This is a genomic window from Nonomuraea sp. NBC_00507 (assembly GCF_036013525.1).
GTDB lineage: Bacteria > Actinomycetota > Actinomycetes > Streptosporangiales > Streptosporangiaceae > Nonomuraea.
In genome coordinates, this window is record NZ_CP107853.1 from 9,788,424 (window position 1) to 9,800,530 (window position 12,107).

Below are 12,107 nucleotides of genomic sequence, written 5' to 3' on the forward strand. Positions count from 1 at the left end.
AAGGAGGCGGATTCGATGCACGATTGGCAGCGCGACTACGCGATGCTGGCGTTGCGGATCAACCGGCTGGCGGGCGGCGCCCTGCTCATTTACCGCGGGCCCGAGGAGTGGAGTACGCAGGCGGCGAGCGAGCCGCCGCTCTCGCCCGGGGCGCTGGCCGACGAGGCCGAGCGGCTGCTGGAGAGCGCGCCGTCCGGCTATCTGGCCGGGCACGTACGCGCGATGCGTACCGTGGCCCGCTACCTCGACGGCGAGCGGCTGCCCTTGGCCGAGTACGCGCGGCAGTGCCTGGGCCTGGAGCCGCGGCGGCTGCCGGAGGGGGTGTTCGAGGAGGCGCACGCGGAGTTGGACGCCGCCCTGCCGAAGGGCCCGGGGTCGCTGGCGGAGCGGCTCCAGGCGTGGCAGGCGGCGCACACGCTGGGGCGGATCGAGCGGCTGCCCGATCTGGTGGCCAGGGCGGTGGCCGAGACGCGGGCGCGGACGAACGCCATCATCCCGCTGCCGGAGGACGAGGTCGTGGGCTGCAGGCTCGTCGAGGGAGTGTCGTTCCATGGAGCCGGGGACTACGAGGGCGGGCTGAGGTCGACCATCCACATCAACAAGGCGATCCCCTTCAACCTGGCCGATCTGCTGTATCTCGTCGCCCACGAGGGCCACCCCGGGCACATCGCGGAGTCGATGCTGAAGGAGATCCATCTGGTGGGGCGGGCGGACCAGAGGGTGCGGTTCATGGTGTCGCCGTCGTTCGTGCTCAGCGAGGGGCTCGGGCTGCTGGCCGAGGAGATCCTGTTCCCCGGTGATGAGGCGCAGGTGTGGCTGAACCGGCAGATCTTTCCCGAAACAGGGATCCGCCCCAGCGGCGACTTCGCGGCGATCCACCATGCCAAGAACGTCCTGTGGGGAGTGTGGGGCAACGTGGCGTTCCTGGCGGCCGAGGGGCGTACGGACGCGGACCTTGCGGCCTACCTGGCGCGGTGGTCGCTCTACAGCGACGCCGAGGTGGCGCTCGCTCTGGGGTTGCTCAGGCCGTCACCGATGAGCCCGTACATCTTCGGATATTTCCACGGATGGGAGTTGCTGCGGCCCTGGGCGGCGACGCGCCCCGACCGGGTACGCCGGCTGCTCACCGAGCAATTACTCCCCTCCGACGTGGCCCTCTAGCACTCGCCGCCGGATCAGCGCCTCGACACCGTCGAGCAGCAGGTCGAGCCCGAATACGAAGTCGCCGTCGTCCACCCAGCCCTCCGCGCCGCGCATGGCGCCCGAGCGCATCGCCGCCGACAGGGCCGGGTAGGTCTCGGGGTCGAGCACCTCGGCCAGCACCTCGCCGTAGTCGGCGGCGCCCTTGATCCCGGATTCCTCCATCCGCGGGTCGCCGACGGCGTGGCGGACGAATCGTTGCGGTGGCGCTGACTTCATGGGGCAAGATCGTAAAAGGGGGGCATGACAATCGTCCGCCAATCGGGGAGGGGCTGCGCCCCTGCTTCCCTCCCCGCCCCCTTTTGCGATCTTGGAGGGGTCCCCATGAAGTTGGCTCCGAAACGATTCGGTAGTCCCGCCGTGCTCTACGGCGGTCGGCCAATGCCGGTCTACGGCGAGTCCAGCGGGCCAGAGGCACGCATGATGGTGGCCAACCCGAGGGGGTTCCCAAAAGCTTTTGAGGGGTTTGAGGGAGACTCATCACACGACCGGATGCAGGGCGACCGTTGGTGCTGGAGATCATGACGCCGGGGCCAAGACGCCAAGCTGCGGATGACGCGGGCAAGTAAGCCTCATGGGTTGGTGGGTCGATGGTGATCGCGGTGCTCTGTGACTGCTTCGGTGTAGTCCATGGTCGATAGATCGTCTTCAGTGATCCCGAGGTCGTACATCTGCAATCTCACCGCTTCAAGCGCGGCCGGAAGCTGATCGAGGCTATCAACGATCGTCTCGATCTCCAGGAAAGTACCGTCCAGTTCGGGGACAGTAACCATGGTTGCGAGCATGGCGCGTCCCTTCGCTTGAAACTGCCAATTGACGCAGTGCTTCTCGAATGAGATGTACGGGTTGTAACCAAGGCTCCTCAGGATGGTGTCGATCGCCTCCGCGTCGGCGACTTCCGTCTCGTCCTCGGGCTTGGAATGGCTGGCCTCGTCCACCATGGGCGACTTGTGGGTCAGCAGAACGTGATGTCCCTCGTTGCTGGTCACCGTGCGGACGCGCAACTCACGGCCGATGGCAGTGAGGGAACGGTCCGAGCAGTCGTAGTAGGTGTCGCGGTAGATGCTGGTGGCGCTCGTGGCCTGATGATCCAGTGCCTCGCCGACCAGGTCGGGATCGCGGAGTCGGGCCTTCAACTCGGCTTCGATGCGCACAGATGTCCTCGCTTTCAGATGATGCGTTGAGCGGTGCGACGAGTTTGCTCGAACAGACGACGAAACCCTCGGTGGAGAGCCCCTTGGGGAGTAGGTGCGAGCTTGTAAACCGCGGATTCGTGCCCTTCCCACTTCTGGCCGAATGCTGACACGTACTGGATCTCATCCAAGGTGATCAGCCGCCAGACGGGGAAGATGTTGTACCTGTAAACCTCAAGGGTGAGCGATGGGGCGATGGTGCCTAGCTCCCTCAAGCGGGCCTCAGCAAGGTGGATACCGGCAGAGAAGGATTCGGGGGTTTCGTTGATCTCCTCGGCCCGGCGAGCAGCGGCCTGACCCTCAGGGGAGAGAAGTAGCACACGAAGAGTGCGAGGGACATCGGGTTCCCCGATCAACTCGGGGCGCAAGAGGGAGTCGTTGAGACCGAGTATTCCCAGTCCCCGGACGGCGAGGACGTCGATAGCCGTGACGTGGCGCGCAGCAGTACGGATGTCCTGGGCCGCCGTTGACTGGGACGGGAATGTTTGGATGATCTCCGCTCGCCCGACTGGGCCTAGGTGATCAAGGCCAGCCGGGTGCTGGGGAGCAAGCCCAAACATCAGTCGCGCCTCGTCGGGCATCCCTAGACCCTCGGCTACCCGCTCGTACGTCTCCATAGCTGTGATCGTGCGGACGCCGCGCATTACTTCACTGACCCTGCCTTGCAGCATCCCGGTCGCGATTGCAAGGCGAGTTTGAGTTGCGCCGTGATGCTTCGCGAGGGCGAACAACGCGCGTACATCCCTTGCCTGAAGCGCGGCTCTGGTGCTCGGGAGCCTCCACGACCGGAGGGGAATGACGATTGGGTCATACAGCGGAGCGCTCACTCTGACTCCTGTCCCGGAAGCAAGTAAGCAGAGTATCTCACCATGAGATACCACACGTGAGATGGCAGCGCACGCCTTTCACGGGGATCGTCATTACGCAGTAGGACGAAGGGTTGGGCGTAGGGCAGAGCATTGGGCCTCCCAACGAGCCCATCCAGTCAGGGGCGAGAGAACGTCACAAAGGCGGGAGCCGCAGGCGCTAGCACGCCGTACGGCTCCCTCGATCAGGAATCGAGGTCCCGACCTATGGCACAGGATATGACCAGTCCAGAAGCGCGAAACAGCGGTAAGGGTGGCTCGGCGGCGCTTGATGCGGATCTTCTTGGGCATCAGCGCACCGTGGTCACGATCTCTACCTATCAGTCGGGCTCAATGGAGAGTCCGCAGATTGACCCCAATAGGCCGAATGTGGCCCGGATGTACGATTACTGGCTGGGCGGCAAGGATAACTTCCCGGCGGACCGTCAGGCGGCGGAGCGAGCGTCGAGAGCGAACCCCAATGCGCAATTCTGTGCGTGGGCGAATCGGGCGTTCCTTGGCCGGGCGGTGCGCTTTCTGGCGAAGCAGGGAATCCGGCAGTTCCTCGACGTCGGCAGTGGTCTGCCCGCTGTCGGCAACGTGCATGAGGTGGCGCAGTCGATCGAACCGGGCGCGCGGACTGTGTGTGTGGATTACGACCCGATCGTGTCCCAGCATGGGCGGGCGCTGCTGGCCACCGATGAGCGGACCACGATGGTCCAAATGGATCTCCGGAATCCGGAGTTCATCCTGGACAAGGCCGCTGGCCTGCTGAATTTCGACTTTCCCGTTGCGGTGCTGCTGGTGGCCACGCTGCACTTCATCACCGATGAGGAGGATCCGCACGGGATCGTCAAGACGCTGATGGAGTGCACGGAGCCGGGCAGTTACCTGGTTGTCTCGCATGTGCTGGAGACGCCGACCACGATCGCGGCTGCTGGCGCTGGGTACAAGGACGCGTCGGCGGGGGTGACGCTGCGCAGCGAAGCGGAGATCAGTGGGTTCTTCGCGGTGACGGAGACGGAGTTGCTGGATCCGGGGTTGGTGCGGGTGCCGCTGCGGCGGCCGGAGGTCGCGCAACCGCTCGCTGAGGAGGACGCCGCGAAGGTCGATTTCCTGGGTGGGGTCGGGAGGAAAGAGCGGTGACGACGGCTACACGTGTGTGGAGTCCCGCTGGACGGCTGGCGCGGGAGTTGGCGGGTCACCTGGGGCGTCGCGGCATCAGCTCGCAGATCTCCGAATGCGAGGGGATCGCGCTGGTGGGCGTGTGGTCGGTGGGGTTGACGGTGTGGTGTGAGTGGGGGCCGACCGGATGGCGTTTCCGCTGGTCGCTGAGCGATACCAGCGCACCGGGGCCATGGCGCTACACCTCCTGCCCGTGCTCGGCGATGGAGACGGCCGTGGGGCGGATCATGCGCTTGTACACGGAGCGGTACTGGCGGATGTATGGGGCGGCTCCAGAGGGGGCGCAGCACCGATCGGAAGCCGGTGAGGACGGCCGGGCGTGAGCGCCTACACGACGGTGCCGTACACGATCGCGTACGCCAACGAGGAAGTGACGGATCCGATCTACTTCGAGTGGCACAACCACGAATACCGCCTGACCTACAGCAAAGCTCAGCGCGGTGATTGGATGCACGGCATCCTGCTTGGCCGCGTGGGGGAGCTGCGGGACAAGCCGGAACGTCGCGGGTCTGAGCGGATGCGGAAGCTGAACAGGCGGCGGCAATGGCGTTGCATGGACAAGTTGTTGTGCCAGGTGTGCGGCGGTCGCGCCTCCGACTCGGAGACGGGCCGGGTTCCGTGGTTGCTGGTTGAAACGGTGTTCGAGGAGACGGGCGAGGACAGCGGGCGCACCAACGCACCGCCGACGTGTTGGAGTTGCATCCCCAAGGCGTTGGAGGAATGCCCCATGCTCCAGGACAAGGCCATCCTCTGCACGGTGGCTTCCGTCACCAGCGCGGGTGTCCTGGCAGATCTCTATGCACCAGGGATTGATCCCATGGTGCCCATGTTGACCCACCACAACGCTTTCGTTGCCTGGGACGCCCACCGGTATCACGCGTGTGCGCTGGCGGTCGCTCAGGTAGTTGAGCTGCACGGGATGAAACGGGTGGGTAAACAGCCCCCGTCCCGATGCGAGACCTCGCGGCTAGCCGGAGGGCTTCCGTGGCCCTGTGAACCTCCGGTGTGGTCGTATCCCCGCCCTGGTTAGCCGTGTTTCCGGATGACGGCTGGTGCCGCCGAGCCAGGGATGTCGGCCTCCGCCTTGGGACCTCAGGCGGGGGCCGCGCTTTTTCACAGGATGTGAAAGGAGTGTGCGTTGGATGGATCTGCCCCACCAGATCCAAGCAATAGGGCTGATGGCCATACGAGTTACAGGCTTTAGGCGACCCGGGCCCCGCCTAGCACTCTTTAACGTGATATCTCCAGAATATCCATCCAGAACTTATCAGTCTTTGCTCCCTGTACGAGTGCAGATGTGTCCCGGAGATAGTCCGGTGGGTATTGAAGACTAATCTGAATAGGTCGTTACCGTGTCTCCCTACGGGACCTATTCCGTGGCCGCAGTAGGTTGTGTGATGCGCAAGTGCTGGTTCTGCACTCACAGTGAGCGATCCAGCAAGAATGCCGATCACCACTAGCGCCCGCAGTGCGAGCGGATGACGACTGTTTCTTCTTAGCTCCACAGATTGCCTCCATTCGTGAATCGGAGCTATGACAACCGTGAGGCCGTGAAAGATCCGCAACTCATCCCGGCCTGGCCAAACGTCAACCCGTGTAGATCACGACCCCCTTAAATCAGATCCTGTGATCAGCGAATCACTCGCCGAGACGTCGCGCAAGTGTGGCGAGGGGCCCCAGGATCGCGCCGCCGCATGAGACGGGGGTCGCGGGGACATTCCTTGGCCCGCTGAGGCGAGGAAGATACCGGCTGGCCTGTGATGAGGCTGGCCAGGAAGGATAGGCCGATGTCCACGTATGCCAGGCTCGCTGTTGTGCTGGCCACAATCGCGTACGCAGGAGCCGTGAGCGCGGTGTTCCTGTTCGTGGTCCTACGGCAATTGCGGCCCGAGAATTCGTACGAGGAATGGGAACGGGACTGGATGTGACGTGACGCCGTGAGGTGGCGAATGCATGCCCAGGGCGGCCAGCAGTCCACTCGGTGAGCGTGCATCCCTGGTTGGAGGATGACGCATCCTCCCCGGGCTCCGACACCCGGGGGAAGGGGGGAATCCCGGCACGCGCACACCGCGCCGGGCTCGGTCGCGGGCGCGGGCTGCCATTGCTCGCCGCGGGGCAAAGGGGCGGTTGGTCAGGCGGGTCGGGGCGTCGGCGGGTGTGGTTCGGTTCGGCGGTCTCCGCGAGGGCGTGCCGTCCGGGCGGCGAGGGCGAGCACGGCGCGTTAGCGCCGCGCGCAGTCCCGATGGCGATCCGGCCGGCGCGTCCCGTGGCCGGGGCCGCCTGGGAGAGGTGCCGGGGTGTCGGCGCGCACCCGGCTACGGCGTGAGCGGGCCGTGGCGGTTTGGCCGCGAGCGAAGCAATGGACATGGGCAACCACCCTGGCAGCGTGGGCCGCGTTAGGGCACTCCGGCTAGCGTGAGCGGTGGTGGAAGGGGAAGAGGACACACGCCCCTCCCCATGGGAGGGGTCAGGGGAGGGGCGCAGCCCGCTCCCCTACGTCCGGGTCATTACAGGGGAGCTGCAAGGTGGCTCGGAGAGTGCGGCCATCGAGATCTCTTTGCTCTCTGACACAGTAAATTACAGACAGTAATTGTTCAAGTGCTGATAGAAATTGGCGCGCCTGCCGGTGTGGATTGGGTGGCTGCGTCTGGGCGATCCCTCGCCTGCTCCAGACGCCCATCCCCCAAGATCATCTCTGTGGGATGTGTCCCGCCCCAGCGGGGCCGGGCAGGCTTGATCTAGCAGGGAAACTCATCACACAGTCCCATGTGGTGCGCAGAGTCACGCGGGGTGGTGATCGTGTTAGGACTTCGGTCGGCGATAACGAGAGAACCAAGATCGCGAGGAGCGCGGCAGGAGGAGCAACAAGATCGTCGCGCAACTGGCTGGTATGAGACCGACGGTGGCGGCGGCGATCAGCCGCGTGTACGTGTCTTGGATGGGTTCGCCTTGGACGAGCGCGCCTAGTGCGCTTACGCCAACGAGCAGCGTGAAGACGCTGAAAAAGATGGCAAGAAGCCGAGGGCCGCGCCAGCCCTGCCACAGTCCCCACGATATCGCGCCACCTAGAAGACCGAAGATCGCGAGAGGCGTGCGCGTGGCGATGAGTGCGACAGAGATCAGGCCGACCACGGCCACGGCGGTGATGACGGGCGTTGGAGGCGTGCTCCCCGTTGGGGAGGTCATGGCAAGAACCATACGACAGATGGCGGGGACTGGTCCCGCACAAGGCAATCGACCGGCGCACGCGCGGGCGCGCGCCTAGCATGCGCGGGGCGTCGGCGGGTGCCGTAATGCCGTGACGGCATCGCATGGAACTGTTCGAACGTGTGTTCCGGTACAGCCTGCCATCGTGGGTGTCACGGGGACACCCGTAGATGGGAGGTAAGCGATGCGCTTTCCGATCGACACGAGCCAACTCAGGTTCACGGTCACCTCGCCGCCGACTGCGGCGAAGGACTTCACGACCAAGAAGGTTCGCGTCACCGACGACGGTCGGCCGGTCATGGTGGTGAACCTGCTGGCCATGGACGGCACCGACTCCACGAAGATCAAGTTCAACCTGCCGGGTGCAGCACCACCTGACACCGGGCCTGCCGGTACGGGTGGAAGGGCTGTGCTACGGCATGGCCCGGGACGGTGAGGTGCGATGGTGGAGCGCCGATGCCGTGATCCCGCTGAACGCGGGGCCGGTGACGGCGCAGCACGTCTCGGCTCCGGCCGTGTCCGCCTCGGTGCCCGCGCCCAACGGCGAGGGTGCGGCGGCCACGCGGGGGCGTAACCCGCTCTCGTCGGCCCGGCACGGTACCTCATCGATGGGTGAGGGCGGGGGCGAGTCCTGATGGACCTGGTGATCGCGCCGCGGCATGAGCGGGGTGCTGACCGCCGCGGGCGACCTGCGCCGCGTCGTCGTCCGCGGTCTGCGCCGCGAGGTGCGCGTACTCGACGGCCTCATCGTGAACATCGCGCTGCCCGTCGTCATCATGGTGTTGTTCGTGTACGTCTTCGGCGGCGCGATCACCACCGGCTCCAGCGGGCTGGCCTACATCGACTTCGTGGTGCCCGCCGTGCTGCTCATGTCAGGCGGGTACGGGGCCGCGCTGACGGCCGTGAACGTGGCCGGCGACATGACCGGAGGCATGATCGACCGCTTCCGTACCCTGCCGATCGGCGGCTGGGTGGTCCCCGCGGGCACGTGGTCGCCTCCGTGGTCCGCAATGTGGCGGCCTGCGGCTTCGCGCTGGTCGCGGCCATCGCCCTCGGTTTCCGCCCGGACGCCACGCTCGCCGGGTGGGCTCTGGTGCTGGGGCTGGTGGCGGCGTACGTGCTGGCGATGTCGTCGCTGGCGGTGCTCTGGGGGCTGCTGGTGAAGTCGACTCAGGCGGCCGGGGCGTTCAGCTTCGTCGTGTTGTTCCTGCCGTACCTGTCGGACGGGGTGGTGCCGGCCGAGACCATGCCGGGCGTGCTGCGCGACTTCGCCTACAACCAGCCGATCACGCCGATCGTGGCGACGTTGCGGGCGCTGCTCCTGGGCGAGCCCGTGGGGTCGTTCGGCGTGGTGGCGGCGCTCTGGCTCGCGGGCGTGGTGGCGGTGAGCGTGCCGATCGCCGCGGTGCTGTTCCGCCGCCGGACCTCGGCCTAGCCCGCCTCTGCGTGCATCGCACCGCCGGGCGGTTCACGCCGGCACCTCGGCCTCGGCGGTGCTCTTGTCCGCGCTGCGGCTGTCCCGGAGCACGAGCACCAGGACCGCGCACACCACCCAGAGGCCGGTGAGCAGCCCGCGTACCCATCCGGGCCCCAGCGGGACGAACGGGATCAGGTGCACCAGCCGATCGAAGGCGTCCGCCACGGCCAGCCCGCCCACCACGACCGTGAACCAGCCGAACACCGGCCGCCTGTCCCGCAACGCCGCCCCTAGGCACAACCACCACGCCGCCATGAGGAGCAACGCCACCCCGGCCTGTCGTGGACTCCCTGCTGCTGCCGCCACCACGTCGAGCACCAGCCCGGCCGCCCCGGCGAAGGTCCCCGCCACGATCAGCCGGTGTCTGCGCCGCATGAGCGCCGTCGCCGTGTTCCCTGACGGATCGTCTTCCCCGCCGATCCGTGCGGCCGCCTCCGGCCGCCGGCCCGCATCGGCCGTGACGTGCGGCGTGGCGCGAAACATGATCCGGAATGTGCCGCCGGGGAGGTGGGCGGCACGGCGGGAACGCCACCAGAAGAGCCCCGCCAGCAGGCCCAGCACCACCGAGCCGGCCAGCGCCAGCAGAGCCTCGACCTTGCCGAGCCCGGACGCGCCGAACCAGTCGCACCCGGCGGGCAGGCGGGGCTCCGAGGCGCTGAAGTCGGCGCACATGTACAGCTTGATCAGCTTCACGGGCTCGGCCAGGAGCCGGTTCGTCCCGCCCGACAGCTCGGGCGCCCGGTCCGCGCACACCGGCAGCACGGCGGGTGTGGACGTGCCCGTGTCGCCCTGCCAGCAGTTGCCGGTGCCCTGCCCGTCCCACCACACGTCCAGCCCGTTCGGCCGCCGTTCCCCCGCCGGCGTGACGCCGAAGACGTTGCGTTCGTACCGGTTGAAGTCGGAGGTGTCGGCCTGCTTGGCCAGATCGTTCTCGCCCCTGATGAAGGCGGGCACGCCGAACAACTGGAACGCCGCCCGCCGGTGCCCCCAGATCCGGTTGCCGGTGAAGACGTTGTAGTTGCCGCCCGCGACCAGGATGCCCGTGCCCGACGGGACCCCGACCTGAGGGCAGACGACGCCCTGCTCGTAACCCCGCTGGGCCGGGGGCCTGGCGCAGGTGCCGTTCCGCAGGTACCGGTAGTAGTCGCGGTTGTTGTCGTAGATCTTGTTGTTCTCGAACCTGGCGTGGTTCTGCGGCAGGCCGGGGTGGGACGGCCAGAGGCTGTCCATCGTGGCGCCGACCATGTTGCCGTAGAACTCGTTGTCGTGCGCCCACACCGAGTCGCCGGCGGTGCCGGAGTAGCCGAGCGCGTTGTCGTGGCTCTTGCAGCGGCGGATCTCGATGGCGTAGCGGGGCACGTCGTGGCCGCGGCCGTCGTTGATGTCAGAGGCGCTGCCCGGATACAGGCCGCCGTCGCCGTTGCCGTACGACTCGCAGTCGGTGTAGAGGCCGTGGTCGCTGGCGAAGGTGAGGAAGCCGTACTCGTCGTTCCAGCGGGTGAGGACCTGGTCGATGACGAAACCGTCGGTTTCGAGCACATACAGGGAGTTGAACGTGGTGCGCTGCGCGGTGAAGTTCCTGAAGTAGACACCGTCGGCGCGGTCGGCGCGGATGGCGTTGAGCTTGCGGTATTCGGCGTCGATGACGACATCCAGCGGGCCCGCGCCGGTCCCCTCGATCTGCAGGTCCTTCTTGCCGAGGACGGCGACGAGGTTCTGGTTGTGCGGGCATTGGCGCTGCTGGTCGAAGCTGAGGATCTGGTATCCCCCGTGGTCCGCCCAGCGAGCGGGGAGCCTGGCGCAGTCGCCGGTCGGGGCGGCGTGGCTGGGTTCCTCGCGGTAGAGGCCGGGGAGGATGGCGATGGTCATTCCGGGGCGGTCGACCTGGTCAACGGCTTCCTGGAGGTGTCTAGCCCCGTTCTCCTGACATTTCGCGAAAAGGTCGCGGTTGCGCCCCTGGAGCTGCGCCGGAAATTTCGCGATTCGCCGCTCGAAGTCGGCCTGGTCGGGTTTGCAGACGAGCACATCAGGCTCCCCCGTCCGGAGCCGCGGGACCGTACCCGTGCCGTCGGGGAAGCTCACCTCCCGCTCCTCATGCGCGAAGGCGACACCGGCGGGTAACAGCAGACCTGACGCGAGCGCGACGACCGCCGCGATCCTCCGCATGGGGCCCATGACCGCGAGACTAGAACGATGCTCACGTCCTGCCCAGGCCCAGAGCAGTCGTCCGGCCGACGACTACCGCGTCGTCGAGGTGACCGACCCGCGCGGGCCGGGCCATGCCGTCCGCCGCCAGCCGGTCGAGCAGACCTGCTGGACGGAGGCCGGGCCGGCACCGCGCGGCCGGGCGGGCGTACGATCTCCGCTTACGGGGCCATGCCCGCCAGGGCCGCATCAACGATGCGTTCGGCAAGATCGACAGGAAGGTCCCCGGCCGGACCCCACTTGGTGTGCCACAGCATGGCGCCCGAGAGGATGGCCATGCCCAAGTCGACGTCCACGTCGGCCCGGAGTTCGCCGGAGGCGACGCCGCGTTCGATCACGCCGCGCAACGCCTGCCTGCGGGGCTCAACGGCGCGCTTGACGAAGCGTTCCAGCAACTGCGGGTAACGATCGGCCTCGCTCATCGCGATGTTCATCACGCAGCGGCTGCGCTTGTTGCCGTGCTCCTGCCGCATCGCGTCGAGCAGGCTGATCAGATCGTCCCGCACCGACGTGCCGGCGAGGGGCGGCACCGGCGCCTTGAGCGTGGAGAGCGCGTCGACGACCAGGTCCTCCTTGTTGGACCAGCGCCGATAGATCGTCGTCTTGCCGACGCCCGCCCTCGACGCGATCGCCTCGATGGACAGCTCGGAGATGCCCATGCCCTCGCTGATCAAATCGAGGGTGGCGTCAATGATGGCCTTCTCGGCCTTCTCGCTTCGCGGGCGCCCGGCCGGACGGGCGGCCCCTGTTTCCTGGATCGTCATCGCGGTCTCACCGTACATCTCCACCGTGCCT

15 protein-coding genes are annotated in these 12,107 nt (G+C 66.9%); 9 read left to right on the forward strand and 6 right to left on the reverse strand.

Translation table 11 applies throughout. The features are described from left to right. The first annotated feature begins 15 nt into the window (after window positions 1–15). Window positions 16–1,161 (forward strand): hypothetical protein, encoded by a 1,146-nt coding sequence (locus tag OHA25_RS47165; RefSeq protein WP_327583367.1) that lies wholly within the window; start codon window positions 16–18, stop codon window positions 1,159–1,161. On the opposite strand, the gene OHA25_RS47170 is transcribed toward OHA25_RS47165, so the two are convergent. The 3 genes from OHA25_RS47170 to OHA25_RS47180 all read right to left on the reverse strand — a co-directional run bounded on the left by OHA25_RS47170 (window position 1,135) and on the right by OHA25_RS47180 (window position 3,010). Next, complete coding sequence (locus OHA25_RS47170; protein ID WP_327583368.1) at window positions 1,135–1,419, reverse strand: TetR/AcrR family transcriptional regulator C-terminal domain-containing protein; 285 nt, start codon at window positions 1,417–1,419, stop codon at window positions 1,135–1,137. The genes OHA25_RS47165 and OHA25_RS47170 overlap by 27 nt on opposite strands. Window positions 1,420–1,772: 353 nt before the next feature. Next, window positions 1,773–2,354 carry a class IV adenylate cyclase gene (gene cyaB, locus OHA25_RS47175; RefSeq protein WP_327583369.1) on the reverse strand — a complete coding sequence of 194 codons (582 nt, stop codon included), beginning with the start codon at window positions 2,352–2,354 and terminating at the stop codon, window positions 1,773–1,775. 14 nt (window positions 2,355–2,368) lie between these two features. After that, a complete protein-coding gene (locus OHA25_RS47180) occupies window positions 2,369–3,010 on the reverse strand; it encodes a hypothetical protein (protein WP_327583370.1) in 642 nt (213 codons plus the stop codon). Between the two features lie 468 nt (window positions 3,011–3,478). Here OHA25_RS47180 and OHA25_RS47185 point away from each other — a divergent pair, with 468 nt between their 5' ends. The 4 genes from OHA25_RS47185 to OHA25_RS47200 all read left to right on the forward strand — a co-directional run bounded on the left by OHA25_RS47185 (window position 3,479) and on the right by OHA25_RS47200 (window position 6,351). Next, window positions 3,479–4,384, forward strand: a complete 906-nt coding sequence (locus tag OHA25_RS47185) for an SAM-dependent methyltransferase (RefSeq protein ID WP_327583371.1) — start codon at window positions 3,479–3,481, stop codon at window positions 4,382–4,384. Continuing rightward, complete coding sequence (locus OHA25_RS47190) at window positions 4,381–4,746, forward strand: hypothetical protein (RefSeq protein WP_327583372.1); 366 nt, start codon at window positions 4,381–4,383, stop codon at window positions 4,744–4,746. The genes OHA25_RS47185 and OHA25_RS47190 overlap by 4 nt, the downstream gene beginning before the upstream one ends. Further along, a complete protein-coding gene (locus OHA25_RS47195; RefSeq protein ID WP_327583373.1) occupies window positions 4,743–5,453 on the forward strand; it encodes a hypothetical protein in 711 nt (236 codons plus the stop codon). Before OHA25_RS47190 ends, OHA25_RS47195 begins: the two co-directional genes overlap by 4 nt. A 757-nt stretch (window positions 5,454–6,210) precedes the next feature. Beyond that, entirely contained in the window at window positions 6,211–6,351 is a 141-nt protein-coding gene (locus tag OHA25_RS47200) for a hypothetical protein (RefSeq protein ID WP_327583374.1), read from the forward strand. 874 nt (window positions 6,352–7,225) lie between these two features. Here OHA25_RS47200 and OHA25_RS47205 read toward each other — a convergent pair. Then, on the reverse strand, window positions 7,226–7,609 hold the full coding sequence (locus tag OHA25_RS47205) for a hypothetical protein (RefSeq protein ID WP_327583375.1): 384 nt from the start codon (window positions 7,607–7,609) through the stop codon (window positions 7,226–7,228). Window positions 7,610–7,814: 205 nt separating this feature from the next. Here OHA25_RS47205 and OHA25_RS47210 point away from each other — a divergent pair, with 205 nt between their 5' ends. From OHA25_RS47210 to OHA25_RS47225, 4 genes are read left to right on the forward strand one after another with little or no spacing between them, the layout of a single operon-like run. After that, window positions 7,815–8,066: a hypothetical protein gene (locus OHA25_RS47210; protein ID WP_327583376.1), complete on the forward strand. Its 252-nt coding sequence runs from the start codon at window positions 7,815–7,817 to the stop codon at window positions 8,064–8,066. A gap of 25 nt (window positions 8,067–8,091) precedes the next feature. Continuing rightward, complete coding sequence (locus OHA25_RS47215) at window positions 8,092–8,265, forward strand: hypothetical protein (RefSeq protein ID WP_327591233.1); 174 nt, start codon at window positions 8,092–8,094, stop codon at window positions 8,263–8,265. Window positions 8,266–8,289: 24 nt separating this feature from the next. Then, window positions 8,290–8,793 carry a hypothetical protein gene (locus OHA25_RS47220; RefSeq protein WP_327591234.1) on the forward strand — a complete coding sequence of 168 codons (504 nt, stop codon included), beginning with the start codon at window positions 8,290–8,292 and terminating at the stop codon, window positions 8,791–8,793. Then, complete coding sequence (locus OHA25_RS47225) at window positions 8,676–9,065, forward strand: ABC transporter permease (protein ID WP_327591147.1); 390 nt, start codon at window positions 8,676–8,678, stop codon at window positions 9,063–9,065. The genes OHA25_RS47220 and OHA25_RS47225 overlap by 118 nt, the downstream gene beginning before the upstream one ends. A gap of 33 nt (window positions 9,066–9,098) precedes the next feature. Here the strand turns inward: OHA25_RS47225 and OHA25_RS47230 are convergent, their stop codons facing one another. Together OHA25_RS47230 and OHA25_RS47235 are read right to left on the reverse strand one after the other, a co-directional pair. Further along, on the reverse strand, window positions 9,099–11,282 hold the full coding sequence (locus tag OHA25_RS47230) for a hypothetical protein (RefSeq protein WP_327583377.1): 2,184 nt from the start codon (window positions 11,280–11,282) through the stop codon (window positions 9,099–9,101). Between the two features lie 191 nt (window positions 11,283–11,473). Next, the gene (locus OHA25_RS47235) at window positions 11,474–12,076 is read right to left on the reverse strand and encodes a TetR/AcrR family transcriptional regulator (RefSeq protein WP_305919751.1); all 603 of its coding nucleotides are present in this window, start codon (window positions 12,074–12,076) and stop codon (window positions 11,474–11,476) included. Between the last annotated feature and the right edge of the window lie 31 nt (window positions 12,077–12,107).

Coding starts and splice junctions, on each gene's coding strand:
- OHA25_RS47165 (WP_327583367.1), top strand. CDS start 16: ATGCACGATTGGCAGCGCGACTACGCGATGCTGGCGTTGCGGATCAAC.
- OHA25_RS47230 (WP_327583377.1), bottom strand. CDS start 11,282: ATGGGCCCCATGCGGAGGATCGCGGCGGTCGTCGCGCTCGCGTCAGGT.
- OHA25_RS47180 (WP_327583370.1), bottom strand. CDS start 3,010: ATGGAGACGTACGAGCGGGTAGCCGAGGGTCTAGGGATGCCCGACGAG.
- OHA25_RS47200 (WP_327583374.1), top strand. CDS start 6,211: ATGTCCACGTATGCCAGGCTCGCTGTTGTGCTGGCCACAATCGCGTAC.
- OHA25_RS47210 (WP_327583376.1), top strand. CDS start 7,815: ATGCGCTTTCCGATCGACACGAGCCAACTCAGGTTCACGGTCACCTCG.
- OHA25_RS47170 (WP_327583368.1), bottom strand. CDS start 1,419: ATGAAGTCAGCGCCACCGCAACGATTCGTCCGCCACGCCGTCGGCGAC.
- OHA25_RS47220 (WP_327591234.1), top strand. CDS start 8,290: ATGAGCGGGGTGCTGACCGCCGCGGGCGACCTGCGCCGCGTCGTCGTC.
- OHA25_RS47205 (WP_327583375.1), bottom strand. CDS start 7,609: ATGACCTCCCCAACGGGGAGCACGCCTCCAACGCCCGTCATCACCGCC.
- OHA25_RS47235 (WP_305919751.1), bottom strand. CDS start 12,076: ATGACGATCCAGGAAACAGGGGCCGCCCGTCCGGCCGGGCGCCCGCGA.
- OHA25_RS47185 (WP_327583371.1), top strand. CDS start 3,479: ATGACCAGTCCAGAAGCGCGAAACAGCGGTAAGGGTGGCTCGGCGGCG.